At 71.1% G+C, this 16,844-nt stretch carries 8 protein-coding genes; 2 read left to right on the top strand and 6 right to left on the bottom strand.

The window, feature by feature from the left end:
* Nucleotides 1–110 precede the first annotated feature (110 nt).
* The 4 genes from araA to ASF40_RS10070 form a co-directional block, all read right to left on the bottom strand.
* Nucleotides 111–1,622 (bottom strand): L-arabinose isomerase, encoded by a 1,512-nt coding sequence (gene araA, locus ASF40_RS10085; protein ID WP_056368648.1) that lies wholly within the window; start codon nucleotides 1,620–1,622, stop codon nucleotides 111–113.
* Between the two features lie 17 nt (nucleotides 1,623–1,639).
* The gene (locus tag ASF40_RS10080; protein ID WP_056368647.1) at nucleotides 1,640–3,262 is read right to left on the bottom strand and encodes a xylulokinase; all 1,623 of its coding nucleotides are present in this window, start codon (nucleotides 3,260–3,262) and stop codon (nucleotides 1,640–1,642) included.
* A complete protein-coding gene (locus tag ASF40_RS10075; protein WP_056369854.1) occupies nucleotides 3,259–3,987 on the bottom strand; it encodes an L-ribulose-5-phosphate 4-epimerase in 729 nt (242 codons plus the stop codon). Before ASF40_RS10075 ends, ASF40_RS10080 begins: the two co-directional genes overlap by 4 nt.
* Nucleotides 3,988–4,110: 123 nt before the next feature.
* Complete coding sequence (locus tag ASF40_RS10070; protein ID WP_056368645.1) at nucleotides 4,111–5,106, bottom strand: LacI family DNA-binding transcriptional regulator; 996 nt, start codon at nucleotides 5,104–5,106, stop codon at nucleotides 4,111–4,113.
* A gap of 57 nt (nucleotides 5,107–5,163) precedes the next feature.
* Between ASF40_RS10070 and ASF40_RS10065 the strand changes: the two genes are divergently transcribed.
* Nucleotides 5,164–6,015: an NAD-dependent epimerase/dehydratase family protein gene (locus ASF40_RS10065; RefSeq protein ID WP_056368642.1), complete on the top strand. Its 852-nt coding sequence runs from the start codon at nucleotides 5,164–5,166 to the stop codon at nucleotides 6,013–6,015.
* Entirely contained in the window at nucleotides 6,012–6,608 is a 597-nt protein-coding gene (locus tag ASF40_RS10060; protein ID WP_056368640.1) for a J-domain-containing protein, read from the top strand. Before ASF40_RS10065 ends, ASF40_RS10060 begins: the two co-directional genes overlap by 4 nt.
* Nucleotides 6,609–6,860: 252 nt before the next feature.
* On the opposite strand, the gene ASF40_RS10055 is transcribed toward ASF40_RS10060, so the two are convergent.
* Both ASF40_RS10055 and ASF40_RS10050 read right to left on the bottom strand, forming a co-directional pair.
* Complete coding sequence (locus tag ASF40_RS10055; RefSeq protein ID WP_082496991.1) at nucleotides 6,861–10,724, bottom strand: family 43 glycosylhydrolase; 3,864 nt, start codon at nucleotides 10,722–10,724, stop codon at nucleotides 6,861–6,863.
* 31 nt (nucleotides 10,725–10,755) lie between these two features.
* Nucleotides 10,756–16,647 carry an OmpL47-type beta-barrel domain-containing protein gene (locus ASF40_RS10050; protein WP_157549606.1) on the bottom strand — a complete coding sequence of 1,964 codons (5,892 nt, stop codon included), beginning with the start codon at nucleotides 16,645–16,647 and terminating at the stop codon, nucleotides 10,756–10,758.
* Nucleotides 16,648–16,844 lie beyond the last annotated feature (197 nt).

Raw genomic sequence — 16,844 nt, 5'->3', positions numbered from 1 at the left:
GCGCGGCGTGAGACGTCTCGAACCAAGGGATTCGCGCTGAGACCGAGGGCGATGCCCCGGGTTCGTGCGGAATCCCAGGTCTCGTCGAGACCGGGGATTCCGCGCCGGGGTCAGAAGCCCTGGGCGAGGCGGTAGTACGCCTGGTTCCAGCGGAGCTCCCGCTGGAAGCCGCGCACCGTGGTGTCCTCGTCGATCACGACGAGCTCGGTGGCGGCGATGTCGGCGAAGTCGCGGAAGACGTCGATGCCGACCGCCGTCGTCATGACGGTGTGGTGGGCGGCGCCGGCGGCGAGCCAGCAGGCGGCGCTCGTCGCGAAATCGGGGGCGGGCTTCCACACCGCGCGGCCGACGGGCAGCTTCGGCAGGTCGGGGGCGTCGACGTTCTCGACGACGTTGGCCACGAGACGGAAGCGGTCGCGCATGTCGCTCATCGCGACGACGAGCGCGGGGCCGGGGTCGGCGGTGAAGACCAGGCGCACCGGGTCCTCCTTGCCGCCGATGCCGAGCGCGTGCACCTCGAGGCGCGGCTTGGCGGTCGTCAGCGAGGGCGACACCTCGAGCATGTGCGCGCCGAGGATCCGCTCGCCGCCCGGCACGAGGTCGTAGGTGTAGTCCTCCATGAGGCTCGCGCCGCCGGGGAGGCCCGCGCCCATCACGTTGGCGACGCGTACGAGGATCGCGGTCTTCCAGTCGCCCTCGGCGCCGAAGCCGTAGCCCTCGGCCATGAGGCGCTGCACCGCGAGACCCGGGAGCTGCTTCAGTGCGCCGAGGTCCTCGAACGAGGTCGTGAAGGCGCCGAAGCCGCCCTCCTCGAGGAACGAGCGCAGGCCGAGCTCGATCGCGGCGCCGTCGCGCAGCGACTGGTGGCGGTCGCCACCGGGCAGCAGCTCTTCCGCCACGTCGTATTCGGCGAGGTAGACCCCGACGAGTGCGTCGACGTCGCCGTCGGTCTGCGCCTCAACGGCGGCGACGAGCTCGTTGACGCCCCACGTGTTGACCTGCACGCCGAACCGCAGTTCTGCCTCGGTCTTGTCGCCCTCGGTCACCGCGACGTAGCGCATGTTGTCGCCGAAGCGCGCGAGCTTGAGCGAGCGCGAGGCGGCCCAGCCTGCGGCGGCGCGCTGCCAGTCCTCGATCTGCTGCAGCACGACGGGGTTCGACACGTGGCCGACGACCGTCTTGCGGGCCACACCGAGGCGCGTCTGGATGTAGCCGAACTCCCGGTCGCCGTGCGCGGCCTGGTTGAGGTTCATGAAGTCGAAGTCGATGTCGGCCCACGGCAGCTCGACGTTCGCCTGCGTGTGCAGGTGCAGCAGCGGCTTCTGCAGCGCGTCGAGGCCGGCGATCCACATCTTCGCCGGGCTGAACGTGTGCATCCAGGCGACGACGCCGATGACCTCGTCGCGGGCGTTCACGTCGAGGGCGAGTCGGCGGATCGAGTCGGAGTCCTTGAGAACGGGCTTCCACACGACCTTGACGGGAAGGCCATCGAGGCCGGCCGCGACGGCCTGGGACTGCTCGGCGACCTGGCGGAGCGTCTCTTCGCCGTACAGCGTCTGGCTGCCGGTGACGAACCAGATCTCGTAGGCGTCGAGCGTGGTGGACAGGGGCGTGCGGGTCATCGTGGGTCCTTCGTGGGTCAGAGAGCGGAGACGGCGGCGGCTTCGACGGCGAGGCCGGCGCGATAGCGGTCGAGGTAGGCGCCGAACCCGGCGACGTCGGCGGGGTCGGGTTCGGCGGTGGAGATGGCCGCGTCGGCGAACACGCGGTCGTCGAGGAAGGAGGCGAGGGTGATTCCGGATGCTGCGGCCGCAGCATCCTCGTTCCTCACTGCCCGTGCGTACGCGGCGAGCACCGCGATGCCCCACGCGCCGCCCTCCGAGGCGGTGTCGCCGACCGACACGGGAGCACCGAGCGCGCCGGCGAGGAAGCGCTGCGCGACGCCGGCGGTGCGGAACATCCCCCCGTGCGCGAACATGCGGTCGAGGGCGACACCCTCGTCGTCGAGCACGCGCATGCCGAGCGCGAGCGTGCCGAACACGCCGTAGAGCTGCGCGCGGATCGCGTTGGCGAGCGTGAGGCGGCTGTCGGGCGTGCGGACGAAGAGCGGACGCCCCTCGGTGAGCCCGGCGATCGGCTCGCCCGCGAGGTGGTTGTACGCGAGCAGCCCGCCGCCGTCGGCCTCGCCGTCGAGCGCTTCGCGGAAGAGGGTCTCGTAAACCGCGTCGTCGGTCAGCGGGGTTCCGGCCGCCTCGGCGAACCGGGCGAACATGCCGGCCCACGCCGCGAGCTCGCTCGCGCCGTTGTTGCAGTGCACCATCGCGACGGTGTCGCCGACCGGGGTCGTGACGAGGTCGAGCTCGTGGTGTACCTCGGCGAGCGGACGCTCGAGCACGACCATCGCGAAGATGCTCGTGCCGGCGCTGACGTTGCCCGACCGGGGTGCGACGGCGTTGGTCGCGACCATGCCGGTGCCCGCGTCGCCCTCGGGAGCGCAGAACGGGATACCGGGACGCAGGGTTCCGGAAGCGTCGAGCAGCGCCGCGCCCTCCGCCGTGAGCGCGCCCGCCGGCGCGCCGGCGACGAGCGACGCGGGCAGGAGCTCGGCGACGTGCGCGACCGGCAGCCGGTCGGCTGCCAGCGCGTCGTACCGTGCGAGGAGGTCGGCGTCGTAATCCTGTGTCGCCGAGTCGATCGGGAACATGCCCGACGCGTCGCCGACGCCGAGCACCTTCTCGCCCGTCAGTCTCCAGTGCACGTAGCCCGCGAGCGTCGTGACGAACCGGATGTCGGACACGTGCTCCTCGGCGTCGAGCACGACCTGGTGCAGGTGCGCGATCGACCAGCGGAGCGGGATGTTCACGCCGAAGGCATCGGTGAGCTCGGCGGCGGCCACGCCCGTGTTCGTGTTGCGCCAGGTGCGGAACGGCGCGAGCAGCTCGCCGGCCTCGTCGAACGCGAGGTAGCCGTGCATCATCGCCGAGACGCCGATCGCCCCGAACGAGTCGGGCGCGACGCCGTGGCGCTGCTGCGCGTCGGCGACGAGGTCGGTGTAGGCGGCCTGCAGTCCTGACCACACGTCCTCGAGGGAGTAGGTCCAGAGGCCGTCCTCGAGCCGGTTCTCCCAGGCGTGCGAGCCGACCGCGAGCACCGTCGCCGGATCGTCGGCGTCGACGAGGCAGGCCTTGATGCGGGTCGAGCCGAGCTCGATGCCGAGTGCGGTGCGGCCTTCGCGGATGGCCTCGGCCGCAGCATCCATCATCGCTCGCCCTCTTCGCGACGCTCGTCCGAACTCTGCCCGTACACGTTCTGATACCGGTCGTAGAGGCTGTCGATCGCCTCCTGCGGGATCGGGATCAGCGGGCCCGCCTCCCGCGCGTAGTGCACGGTGCGGGCGACGTCCTCGACCATCACGGCGGCCTTCACCGCGTCCTTGGCGGAGACGCCGATCGTGAACGGGCCGTGGTTCTGCATCAGCACCGCGCGCGAGCGGTGGCCGGTGAGCGTCTCGACGATGCCGCGGCCGATCGAGTCGTCGCCGATGATCGCGAACGGACCGATCGGGATCGGCCCGCCGAACTCGTCGGCCATCGCCGTGATGACGCAGGGGATCTCCTCGCCGCGCGCCGCCCACGCGACGGCGAACGTCGAGTGCGTGTGCACCACTCCCCCGACCTCGGGCATGTTGCGGTACACGTAGGCGTGCGCGGCGGTGTCACTCGACGGGCTCCGCTCGCTGCCGAGGCTGCCCGCGACGACGTTGCCGTCGAGGTCGCACAGGATCATGTTCTCGGGCGCGAGGTCGTCGTACGAGACGCCCGAGGGCTTGATGACGAACAGGTCGGCGCCGGGCACTCGACCCGAGACGTTGCCGCCGGTCCAGACGATCAGGTTGTAGCGGACGAGCTCGGCGTGGAGGGTTGCGACGTCGGCGCGGACGGCGGCGATGGATGCCTCGACCTCCGGGCTGAAGGCAGGGGTCGCCAGTTCGGGGCTGGTCACGGGGTCCTCCGTCGGGTCTCGTGTGAAGAGGGCGGGCCCATCGGGCCTCGGCGATCTATGTTACCGGTAACAACGACGATTCGCACCGTCGCTTTCCCGCCTTCGAGGTCAGCGCGGCGGCGCGGTCGAGGCCCGCACGACGAGACGCGGCGGAGCGGGGACGGATGCCGCCTCCCCGAGCACCTCGGCGACGGCGCGGCGCGCCTCGCCTCGGAGGTCGAGACCGACCGTGGTGAGCGCCGGACGGTAGTACGCGGCATCCGGGTTGTCGTCGAAGCCGACGATGCTCACGTCACCCGGCACGTCGACGCCCGCCTCGCGGAGCCCGGCGATCAGCCCGAGGGCCATCTGATCGTTGGCCGCGGCGATCGCGGTCGGGCCGCCGGCAGTGCGCACCTCGGCCACGATCGCGGGGGCCAGGGCGGCGCCGTCGGCCGCCGTCCAGTCGCCGCTCCAGCGCGGTCCCGGCTCGACCCCGGCGTCGGCGAGCGCGCGCAGCATGCCCGCCTCGCGGGAGCGCGCCTCGAGCCACTCTCCGGGCCCGGCCACCCGGCCGATGCGCCGGTGCCCCAGGGCGACGAGGTGCGAGATCGCGAGTGCGGCACCGGCTTCCTGGCGCTCGGCGCCGGATCCGGTGTGCAACGCCGCGATCGCGACGCCGGGATGCGCGTCGGTCAGCGCGGTGAGCGTCGCCGCGTGGGGCGCGAGCACGATGAGGCCGTCGACCCCCTGCGCGAGCAGGCGGTCGGCCGCGTCGCGGACGGATGCCTCGACCGAGGCATCGGCGTAGGCCGTCGCGATCCACCGCCCCGCGTCGCGCGCCGCCGCCTCCAGCGCCGCGATGCCGACCGCCGGGCCGTACAGCGTCGCGTCGGACGCGATGACGCCGAGCGTGCGCGTGGTCCGCGTGCCGAGAGTCCGCGCGGCGTTGTTGACGCGATAGCCCAGGTGGTCGATCACCCGCAGCACGCGGTCGCGGGTCTCGGGGCGGATGTTCGGGTGCTGGTTGATCACGCGCGACACCGTCTGGGTCGAGACCCCCGCGGCGCGCGCGACGTCACGCACTCCCACCCGGGCGCCGGGCGCCGCGTCGCTGTCGTCCATCGCGGCAACCTTAGCCCTCGCGCCCCGCGCGCCTCGGCGCAGTGGCAGGCTGGATCCATGCGCATCGCTCTCACCGGTTCGTCCGGAAAGCTCGGAACCGTCGTCGCCCGCGAACTGCGCGCGGCCGGGTACGACGTCATCGGCATCGACGTCGTCGGCACGCGCGGCCCCGACTTCGTGCAGGTCGACCTCACCGACTACGGCCAGGTCGTCGACGCCCTCTCCGCCGTGAACGACCGCCACGACGGGTTCGACGCGGTCGTGCATCTCGGCGCGATCCCGGCCCCCGGCATCCGTTCCGATGTCGCGACGTTCCACAACAACATGAACGCGACGTTCAACGTGTTCTGGGCGGCCGTGAGGCTCGGCATCCGTCGCATCGTGTACGCGTCGAGCGAGACCGTGCTGGGACTCCCGTTCGACGTGCCCCCGCCGTACATCCCGGTCGACGAGGAGTACCCGCCGCGCCCCGAGTCCGTGTACTCGCTCGTGAAGACGCTCGAGGAGCGCATGGCCGTCGAGCTCGTGCGCTGGCACCCCGATCTGTCGATCACGGGCCTGCGATTCTCGAACGTGATGGTGCCGGAGGACTACGAGGCGTTCCCGTCGTACGACGACGACGCGCTGAAGCGCAAGTGGAACCTGTGGGGCTACATCGACGCGCGCGACGGCGCGCAGGCGGTGCAGCGCGCGCTCGAGGTCGCGCCGACGGGCTTCGAGACGTACATCATCGCCGCGGCCGACACCGTGATGTCGCGCCCGAACGCCGAGCTCGTCGCCGAGGTCTTCCCCGGCGTCGAGACCCGCGAGTTCGGCGAGCACGACACCCTCCTGTCGATCGAGAAGGCCCGGCGACTCTTGGGCTACGACCCGCAGCACTCCTGGCGGGATCACGTCTCGGGCTCATGACCGCCGAGAACCCTCGTGAAGCCGCCGAGCGCTACCGCTTCGAGAAGTGGCAGCGCGAGCAGGGGTTCGCGCCCGAAGATGAAGGCGAGGAAACGGATGCGGCCGCGCCGGCGTCGAAGGCCGCTCGGGCGTACTCGGCGGCCGATCGTGCCGCCGTGGTCGAGACCGCGATCCAGCAGGCGATGCGGCGCGGCGACTTCGACGACCTTCCCGGTGCGGGCAAGCCGATCCCGGGCCTCGGCGGGAGTCACGATCCCGACTGGTGGATCCGCCGCAAGATCGAGTCCGAGAAGCTCACCGGCCTCGGCCCGCCCGCTCTGAGGCTGCGGGTCGAGGACGCCGAGTTCGACGCGCGGCTCGACGAGCTGTCGCGCGAGGTCGACGTGCGCGAGGCAGTCGAGGACTTCAACCGGCGCGTCATCGAGGCCAGGCGGCAGCTGCTCGGCGGCCCGCCGGTCGTGACGCCCACTCGGGACGTCGAGGCCGAGGTGTCGGCGTGGGGCGATCGCCGCGCAGCGCGGGTGGTGAGAGCTCACCAGGAATCGGATGCCGCGGCCCGCCGTCGGCCCTGGTGGCGGCGTCCGCGGGGGTGACGGCCGTCACTTCACCGCGCCCAGAGTGAGTCCGGCGCGCATCGGCGTCCGCAAAGCGGTCTCGCGGTCTATTCCTCGGTTTGGGGCGCGTCCCGTGCGTTCGGGGCGCGGACCGTGCGCCCCGAATGCACACGCTGCGCCCCAAACCCGACGACCGAGCCCGGAAGCGGCCCGGCGCTGACGAACGGCGCACCGGTCTCCGGGCACGGCTCAGCCGCGCCGCTCATGGTGGCGGCGCGGCTGAGGTCGGCGTCACTTGCGGATCGTCACCGCCCCCGACGAGACCGTCAGGGTGGCGTAGCCGGCGCGGGAGCCGGTCACCGCGACGGTCAGTGCCTTGCCGCTGAGACCCGACGGGACGACGAGGCTCGCGCCGGTGGCCCCGGCGATCTCGGCACCGTCGGCGTACCACTGGTATGCGAGCGTCGTCGGCTGCGGTGTCCACGTGCCGACGGTGACTTTGAGCGTCGTTCCCGCCTTCGCATTGCCGCTGATCTTCGGCGTCGCCGCGGTGAAAGCGGCGGGCGAGACCGGGCCGACGTCGGCCGAGAGTGCCGAGGCGCCGACGAGCCGGTCGCCGTAGCCGCTGACGCGCACGCGCAGCACGGCACCCTCGAGGGACGGACCGATCGACAGCGTCGAACCCGTCGCGCCGGCGATGTCGGCTCCGTCGGCCTGCCACTGGTAGGCGAGCTTCACGCCCGTCGGGCCCCAGCCCGTCGCGGTCGCCGTGAGCGATCCGCCGACGATCGGGGCTCCCGTGACCCTCACCGATCCGACGGCGACCTGCTGAGGCGCCGGTGCGCAGTCAGGTACAGGGAACGCGTAGGAGTACGTCACGACCTGCGTCACGCCGTCGAAGACGTACCCGGTGACAGGCCGCGCCTGCACCGAGGCCGACGTGGCGGGCGCCATCGGCAGCGCGCCGGCGACCTCCGTCCCGCCGATCGTGTAGCGCACGCCCTCGACCGTCGGGATCGTCAGCGTTCCGGTGGTGGGCGCTCCGTCCTCGCACTTCACGGCCGTCGACGTGGGCGCCTTCGGCGCCACGACGACATCAGGCACGGGGCAGGGCTCCGCCGCGAATGCGTGCGTCCACTCGGCCAGCGCCCCGTCGGCGAGCGTGTAGCCCTCCGCGGCTTCGGCGACGACCGTGGTCTGCGCGTTCGCGCCGATCTCGACCGTTCCCGAGGCGATGGAGCCGTCGACGCGGTAGACCACGCCGGTGACCGCCGGCAGGGCCACCGTGGCCGTTGCCAACGTGCCGTCGACACAGCCGGGCGACTCGGTGAACGTCGGGGCGGCCGGCGTGACCACCGTCGACGTCTGCTCGGCGGCGATCACCTGCCATTCGCGGATGCCCGTCGAGCCGCCCGCGCTCGCGGCACCCCACGACTGCGACACGATCCGCAGCGCGGTCGTCGTGACCGGCGCGAAGTCGACGCGGTCGAACCCGGTGCCGGTACGTCCGTACTCCTGGCCGCCGTCGAGCGTGACCTCCCGCCAGGTCGTGCCGTCGGCGTCGAGGTACTGCAGCACCCAGCTGGCCGGCGGGATCATGCCCGCATTCGCCGTGTCGGGGCTGTCGCGATACCACCACACGCCGATCGAGTCGACGTCGACCGCGAAGGACCACGTCAGACGAGCGGTCTGCTCGCCGACCTGCGGCCACGTTCCCCAACTCGACCCGTACTTGCCGGCGGCGTTCTCGAACGGCGCGTTGGTGCCGTCCTTGAGGCCGTTGACGTTCTCCCAGCCGCTGGTGAACGACGCCGTGGCCGTCGCGTACGACGAGAGGTTGCCCGTGAGCTGCGCGTCGTCGTCCTTCGGGATCGTCACGGTGCCGTTGGCCGCGTTGCCCGCCGTGTCGCGCACGCGGTACATGAGATGGTGCGGCAGCGCATCGGGTGCCGCGATCACCGCCCCGGCGGTGGTCTGCTGCCACGCGCCGGCGCCGTCGAAGCGGTACTCGACCGCGGCCACGCCAGAGCCGGCGTCGCTCGCGGTGATCGACACGGTGCGGGCCGCAGCATCCCACACGGCATCCGCCGTCGGGGCCGTCTTGTCGATCTTGACCGTACGGCTCACCTCGCTCGACACGTTGCCCGACGAGTCCTCGGCGCGCGCGGTGACGGTGCTCGTGCCCTCGGCGGTCACCGACACCTCTGCGAACCGCGCATTCGGCGTCGACGTCCAGTCACCGGCACCGATCCGCGTCGACACCGTCGTCAGGTAGTCGACCGCGTCCTCGGCGGAGGCGCGCACCGTGACATTCGAGGCGAACCATCCGTCGGCTCCCGACGTGCCCGATGCCGACAGCGTGACCGCCGGCGCATCGTGGTCGGCGGGCGGCGGAGGCGGGTCGCCCGCGGCGACGGTGACGGATGCCTCGACCAGCCCGGCCGCGACGCCCAGCGCGCGACCGGTCGCGGTGAAGGTTCCCGCCTGCGCGTAGTCCGATGCCTCGACCGGCAGCCAGGTGACGGGTGCCCACTGCGGCGTGCCGTCGACCGTGATCCGCACGGCCGCGGGCAGCGAAGGCGCGACGCCCGGCTTCGTGTGGACCTCGACGGGCGCGGGGGCTGCCGCCTCGCGAGCGTAGACCTCCCACTCCGATACCGACACCGAGTGGAAGTACGCCCCGTTGGCCTGGCCGGCGAAGGTCGCGCGCAGCGCGGTCGTCGTGACCGGCGTGAAGCTGACGGTGAGCCACGTGTTCACCGTCGTCGGATAGGTCGCGCCCTCGACTGGCCGCCAATCGCCCTCCGTGTCGAGGAACTCGAGCTTCCACGACGCGGGCGTACGGATCCAGTTGGAGTCCTGATGGAACTGGATGCCGACCGAGTCCGTGCGCACCGGCGTCGACCACTGGTACGACACCCAGTCGGTCTCGTTGGCGCTCGTCGTGCCCCGGTAGTTGCCCCACTGGTCGGGCGGCAGCAGCGCCGTCGTCGCGCGGAATCCGTCGTTCACCGCGCCGAGGCGCATCGGCGGCTGCTCGGTGAACGAGGCCTTCGCCTGCGCGTCCAGCGCGAGGTTCGCCGACGGGATGAGTGCGGGATCCTTCGCGAGGGTCTGCGTCGCCGGCAGGATCTTCGCACCGTCCCACTGCACCTCGTCGATGGCGACCGAGCGGCGGAAATGACCCCCGCCCGCAGCATCCTTCGTGTGATAGGTCAGGTACGACTTCCCCTCGAAGTCGATCAGCGACGGGTGCACGGTGGTCGCCGACGTGCCCGACAGGATGATGCCCTGGTAGGTCCACGGACCCGTCGGGCTCGCCGAGGTCGCGTACGCGATGCACGCCTGGTAATTCGACGGGGTGCACTCGCTGCCGCCGGCCTTCCAGTCGTACAGCAGGTAGTACCGGCCGTTCTTCGCGAACACCCACGGCGCCTCGTAGAACGAGGTGAGGCCCGACATGGTCGAGATCGCGCCGTCCAGGGCGGTCATCGACGACGTCAGCTTCACGACCCGCGCGACGCCCCACGAACCCCAGTAGAGGTAGACGGTGCCGTCGGCATCGGTGAAGACGTGCGGGTCGATGACCTCCTGGCCGTTCGTGCTCGAGCCGAACACGTCCGACCACGTCACGAGCGGCTCACCGACGGCGTCGGTCCACGGCCCGACGGGCGAGTCCGAGACCGCCACGCCGATCGCCATGCGGTTGGCCTGGGTCGTGTCCTTCGATTCGACGGGCACGTACCAGTAGTACTTGCCGTCAACGCCCCGCACGGCGTGGCCCGCATACGCGGAGTTGCCCGAGGCCCACGCGAACACCTCGTCGGGGTCGAGCGCGTCTTCGTAGACGTCCCACTCCCCCGAGGCGACGTCGTCCGTGGCAAGCACGGCGTAGTCGTGCATCTCGAAGCCCGCTTGCTGCGGCGCCGCCTCGTCGTGCCCGGTGTAGATGTACAGTCGGCCGTCCGCGCCCACGAGGGGTGCGGCATCTGCCGTGTACAGCGAGCCGTCGGCGATGATCGGGTTTCCGTCGGACGTGACGGTCCGCGTCGGCGGAGGGGCATCGGCAGCGGATGCCGGAGCCGCAGCCGTCAGGACCAGGGCTGCGGCGGCGGCCGTGGCCACCGCAGCCCGCGAGAGGACGTGTTTCACCATCTGAACCACCTTGTTCGTCGGATCGATCGGATCAGCGCTTCGGCTGGACCTGGACCGGGTCGGAAGCCACCCACTCGGTCGACGCGAAGCCCTTCTGCGTCGCGCGCACCTCCACGACGACGGACTTGCCGACGTCGGCGCCGCGCGGCGAGAAGGTGTCCTTCTTGGCGCCCGGAACGAGCAGGCCGTTGGAGCGCCAGCGGTACTCGAGCTTCACGCCCTCGGGCCAGTCGCTGACCGCTGCCGTGAGCTTGGCGCCCTGCCGCGGAGTGCCCTCGATCGAGACCTGCCCCGCCTCCAGCGCCGGCAGCGTGACCGGGCCCGCGGGAGCGGACTCGGCCGACGCCAACAGCATGCCGTCGGCGAAGCCGGTCACCCGGACCACGACGCTCTTTCCGCTGTCCTGCGCCCGGGGCACGAAGGTCGGGCCGTCGGCGCCGTCCACGATCGAGCCGTCCACGAACCACTGGTAGGCGTACGACACGTCGGCGGGCTCGAAGCCGGTCACGTCCGCGGCGAGCACGCCGCCGATCGTCGCCGATCCGGTGATCGAGACGGAGCCTGCCACGACCTGGCGTGGCTCGTCGGACTCTTCGACCGTGATGGTCGCCTCGTACCGCTCGTCGCCGCGGCTCGCCCGCACCGTGTACTCCCCGGCGTCGAGGCCCTTCGGCAACGCCGAGGTGTAGAGGACGCCCGCACCGTTCGACCCGGTCGTCAGCGTGCCGAGCTCGATCCCGCCGGGCTCCAGCGTCACCGCATAGTCGGCGTCGGCGGTGCCGTCGGTGAGGGTCACCGGGAACCCGGTGCCCGCGGTGACGGGTCCGGCCGGCACCTCGAGTGTGGGCTCGGCGGCGGCGGGCACATCGAGCACCTGCCACTCCACGATGCCGACATAGGCGGACGTGGGCTTGGTGAGCGTCGCCCGCAGCGCCGTCGTCGTCACCGTCCCGTGCGTCAGCACATCGAACTGGCCCACCGTCGTGGTGTAGCCCGACGGCTCGGGCACCTCGACCCACGAGTCGCCGTCGCGGTACTCCAGCTTCCATGCGCTCGGGAGGCCCATGCCGCCCCCGTCGTCGAAGAAGAGGACACGGCTGGTGCCCACCGTGACCGGTTGATCCCACGTGAGCTGCGCCCACTGCGTGTCACCGGTGAGACCCCACGTGCCCCACGCGGTCGACTGCACCGTGACCGGGTGGTTCGCCACTCCGTCGTTGATGCCGGCGGCACGGTTCCACGATGTCGAAGCCGAAACGGTCGCCGTTGCGTTGCCTGCGACGTTGAGCGACTGACCGGGCTCACGCTCGGGCACCTCGATGGTCTTCTGCTCGGAGAGGTTCCCGGCGACGTCGACGGCCCGGTAGGTCACGGTGCCGGCATCGGTCATGGTGACGGCGCCGGTGTACGTGCGCCACTCGCCGCCACCGATCCGGTACTCGCGCTTGGCGAGCCCCGAACCGCCCTCGACCGCCGCGATCGTGAGGCTGCGGGTCGCGGTGTCGAACGCAGCGCTCACCTCGGGCGCCACGGTGTCGATGCTCACGACGACCGAGACCACCGACGACACCAGACCGCTGTCGTCGGTCGCACGGGCACGGAGGGTGGTGGCACCCTGCGCCGTCACCTCGACCGGACCGGAGTAGGCGACCCACTCCGTGCCCGTCTGCACCTCGATCGCCGGCGACGCGTCGTCGTCGTCGACCGCGGTCGCCGACACTGTGACCGGTCCGGCCAACCAGCCGGACGCGGGCGCCGCCGGCGCGGTCGAGAGCGTCACGACGGGCGCCTGATCGGCGGTCGCACGCACGGTGACCGTGGCCACGGGGCGCTTGTCGGTGCTCTCGACCGCGCCTTCGACCGTGAACGTGCCGACCGTCCCGTACGAGGCGGGGTCGACCTGGTCCCACGCCACCGACAGCGACGCCTGGCCGCCGTCGTTGTACACGGCGATCACACGGGCGGGCAGCACCGGCGCGGCGCCCCGTGCCGTCGAGACCTCGACCGGCTCGAAGGTGTTGATCTGCACCGCGGTGTTGGCACGCACCCACACGGTGGCCCGGGCGAGCGTCGAGGTGCCCTCGACGAAGCCGAGCACCGGGAAGGACGACTCCCCCGCGTAGGACGCGGGGTCGATGGCCTGCCAGCTCACCTCCCGCTGCTCGCGGGAGCCGTCGGCGAAGGCGACCTCCACCTCGGCGGGCATCGCAGGTGCCGTGCCCGGCACGGTGCGCACGGCCACGGACTCCACCGAGACCGGCGCCTCGGCGAGCGCCTGCCACTCCACGATTCCCGGGTACGACGCGCCGTCTCGGACGAGCGTCGCGCGCAGCGCCGTCGTCACGACGGGCGCGTGCGTCACCGAGTTGAAGACGCCGGCAGTCGTGCCGTACGCGCTCGCGTCGGGCACGTCGCGCCACGTCGAGCCGTCGAGGTACTCGAGCTTCCACGACGAGGGCGGGAGCACGCCGTCGGACGCGCCGTTGCTGTGGAACAAGATGCGGCTCTCGTCGACCCGCACCGGCGTCGGCCACGTGAGGGTCGCGGCGTACGAGTTGTTCGTCGCCGCGGTTCCCCACGTGCCCCAGGCGTCGGTCTCGGCCGACACCGGGTACGGCGCATTGCCGTCGTTGATGGCCGCGACGCGGTTCCAGCCGGTCACGGCGGATGCCGAGGCCGTCGCGTCGACGGCGATGTTGGTCTTCTCGGTCTCGCCGCCCGTCACGTCCAGCGTGACATCGCGGCTCGAGCTGAGCTCGCCGTCGTTCGCCGTGAGGCGGACCGTATAAGTGCCGGCTTCGGTGAACTGGACGACGGTGGTCGCGCTCGCCGGGTTGGCGAAGATCGCCTCGCCGCCCTCGGGGCCCGACGCGAGCGTCCACGACGAGATCAGCGCGAGCGACGGCAGGCCGTCGTCCGACACCGTGCCGATGATGCGCGCCTGCGAGGGCTGCGAGAACGTCGGATCGACGTACGCGCTCACGCTGGGTGCGGCGTTCGTCGACGGCGGCGCCTCGGCGCCCGTGGCGCGCACCTGGATTTCCTTGAGACCCGTTCGCGCTCCGGCGGCGTGCGTGACCGTCAGACGCACCTTGCTCGCGGTGACCTCGGGGAATCGCACGACGTTTCCATTGGCGGTGACGTGCGAGGGCGTGCGGGACTGACCCGGCACGGCGACCCACTCGCCGCCCGACTCGTACTCCAGGCCGTACATCTGAGGCAGCTCGTAGCCCGACACCGTCGCGGACGTCGACGTCTTGTAGAAGTCGAGTCGCACCTCGTCGATCTCCTTCGCCGAACCGAGGTCGACGACGAGGCTGTCGCTCGTGTTCGGCGACCCGGCCGTGCCCCAGAAGGGCTCGTTCGCGGTGGACCCGTCGACCGCGCCCTCGACGGGGCGTCCGTTCGCCGCGAACGTCGCGGTGATCGCGGCGCCCTCGGCGAGGTTGGGGGCGGCGGTGGTGGCCGTCGCGATGTCGGCGCCAGCCTTCGCGAACATGTCCACGACGCGTGCGTCGTCGGCGAACCGGATGTCGGCGGCGCTCGACAGGGCACCGGGCTGCTGCGTGACGACGGTCGCGCCGTCCTCCGGCAGTTCGACCGTGCCCGTCGCGGGGTCGTAGACGACGTGGGCGAGGTCGCTCACGGTGAAGGCGAGCGCACCGTCGAGGTACACGGAGTACCCGGCAGGTCCACCGTAGGCCGAGCCGTCCTCGTCCCACACGACGGCGAGGTCGCGGTCGTGGTAGCGGATGTTGTCGACGGCGAAGCTCGGCCACCCGATGTCGATCGGGTCGAGCTCGATCTTCGCGTCGGCGCGGGAGCGCACGCCCATCGCGTCCTCGATCACGGTGAAGTTGGTCGCGCCCAGGATGGTGTGGTGGATCCACGAACGGTAGCCGATCGATCCGCCGTCCTCGGCCGAGCCGTTCGACCAGAACTCGTTCTGGTTGGGCAGGCGGTTGTCGCCGTTCTGGTAGTGCGCCCACGCGTTCCAGTACAGGAGCTGCTTGTACATCTCGGGGGTGACGTAATCCTGGGGGTAATCACGGAGCACGGACGACAGCATCCGGAACCACACCGTCGAGTTGATCACCGAGAAGTTGTTCGATCCCGGCCCGCCGTAGTCCGCCTGGTCGACCTGGTTGGCCGTGTAGAAGGGGAACACCGGGTACTGGTCGGCGTCGGCGAACAGGCGCAGAGCCTCGACGTACGGCTGGTCGTAGTCCGCTTCTCCGGGCTTGGGCATGAGGCCCACCGAGAACGGGTAGTAGTTGTTGATCTCCTTCCACGGGTTCAGCGCCCCGTCGCTGGTCACGCGGTGCTTGAGCAGGTTGCCCTTGAGCCCGACCTGGTCGGCTGTGGCCTGCTCGGGCTCCCACAGGTACTCCAGTACGGCTGTCTTCACGCGCTCCGCGAGCGCGTCCATGTGCTCGGCGCCCTCGGTGTCGCCGGCGACGCGGTAGAACTCCGCCGCCGCCTTCGCATTCGAGTAGAGGTAGGCGCTCTCGGTGCGGTCCATGTTGGGGTTGTTCGGGCGCCAGTGGAACGACACGGCGTCGGCGTCGTTGCCGGTCATCGCGCCCCACGAGTACTCGATGAGGCCGTTGTCGTTGCCGTCGTAGGCCTCGAGCAGGCCCTCGACGTCGTCGCGCGAGTGGTCGCCGAGCTTCTCACCGATCGCGCCGGGGCCGCCGTGCAGCTCATAGGCACGCCACGCAGCCTCGGTGATGTACTGCGTGTAGCTGTTGGACCAGTTCGCCGGGTCGCCGGGGTTGTCGACGAACTTGCCGCCCTTCGACGTCTCGCCGACCGACACCGCGGGACCGTACGAGTAGGCCGGGTCGCGGAAGTACTTGAGGTCGTCGATGAACATGCCGACGGTGAGGACGATGGCGTTGTTGTACCCGAGCACGCCCTCCATCGACGTGGGGAACTGGTAGTCGTTGCCCGGGATGTCGGCGTCGAGGAAGTTGTAGCGCATCAGCCACCAGCGGTAGAAGAGCGTCTTGTCGATGTTGTCCTCGGGGGTGTCGAGGTACGGGATGTTGTCGGCCCACCACTGGTTGTAGGCGCGCACGTGCTCGATGTACGCGGCGTCGGGAGTGAGGGCCCGGTAGTGCTGGTATTCGGTGGTCGAGGCCGGCACCTCCTCGGCGATGAGGCCGAGTTGCAGCTTCGTGGCGACCAGCCCGCCCGCGGGCACGTCGAGCGTCGCGACCAGCGAGCTGCCATCGGCCGCGAACCCGTCACCCGAGAGACGTGGGAAGAGGGTCGTGAGCTGGTTGTACGCGCTCACGACGCCGACAAGCTCATCGCCCTCGGCCCGGGTGGCGTGGGGAGACGTGGCCGTGATCTTCACGGTGTGCGCGGACGCGCCGGTGACACGGATGCCGGCGACCATGACGTTCTGGTCGGTGATGTACTTCGTCTGGGTCAGCGTGATGCCGCCGCCCGTGAACACCGAGGTGAAGTAGCTCGGAGTCTGGCGCCGCTGGCCGCTCTGCTCGGCAAGGGTCACGGGCGTGCCGTCGACCGTCACGGTGTAGGCGAAGCCGTCACCCTTGCCGGTGGTGTCGACGTACGCGGTGTCGCCGCGCCAGCCGAGCCCGGTGGGGTTGTGCGTCTTCATGAACGCCGTGCGCCCCCGCGTGAAGGCGACGGCGTTCTCGGTGCCGTCGAACATCGTTCCGGTGCGGGCGAGCATCCGGTCGAGCCAGAAGTCCTGACCCGGCGCCGAGCCGGCGCCGGCGGCGAGGTCGGCCGCGAAGACGGACGACAGATAGCCGCCCGGCGCGAACGCGACGCCCGTGTCGGGAATGGGCTCGGCCGAACCGACGAACGCCGGGTACCCCAGAGCGCTCTGGGACACCTCGGCGCCCGGGACGGCGACCGCCGCGGGTGCAGCGGCGGTCGCCAGCAACGATCCGACAAGGACCGAAACCGTTGATACCGCGATGAGATTCAAAGACCGCCGGCGGCGGTTCGGGGAATGGGGGACGCTCACAATGGCTACCTCTCGACGCTGAGATCACGCGTGAGCGGCAGTTTGGCAGTGTCCCCATCGTGAGCGCAATGGTTTTCGAGGATTTCGAAACTCAGGACCGCCGATGAGGGAAC

Origin of the sequence: Microbacterium sp. Leaf288, from assembly GCF_001422925.1 — a bacterium.
Lineage (GTDB): Bacteria > Actinomycetota > Actinomycetes > Actinomycetales > Microbacteriaceae > Microbacterium.
The sequence above is the reverse complement of the archived record's forward strand: the minus strand, read 5'-3'. Positions and strand labels throughout refer to the sequence as shown.

Coding starts and splice junctions, on each gene's coding strand:
- ASF40_RS10060 (WP_056368640.1), top strand. CDS start 6,012: ATGACCGCCGAGAACCCTCGTGAAGCCGCCGAGCGCTACCGCTTCGAG.
- ASF40_RS10055 (WP_082496991.1), bottom strand. CDS start 10,724: ATGGTGAAACACGTCCTCTCGCGGGCTGCGGTGGCCACGGCCGCCGCC.
- ASF40_RS10070 (WP_056368645.1), bottom strand. CDS start 5,106: ATGGACGACAGCGACGCGGCGCCCGGCGCCCGGGTGGGAGTGCGTGAC.
- araA (WP_056368648.1), bottom strand. CDS start 1,622: ATGACCCGCACGCCCCTGTCCACCACGCTCGACGCCTACGAGATCTGG.
- ASF40_RS10065 (WP_056368642.1), top strand. CDS start 5,164: ATGCGCATCGCTCTCACCGGTTCGTCCGGAAAGCTCGGAACCGTCGTC.
- ASF40_RS10080 (WP_056368647.1), bottom strand. CDS start 3,262: ATGATGGATGCTGCGGCCGAGGCCATCCGCGAAGGCCGCACCGCACTC.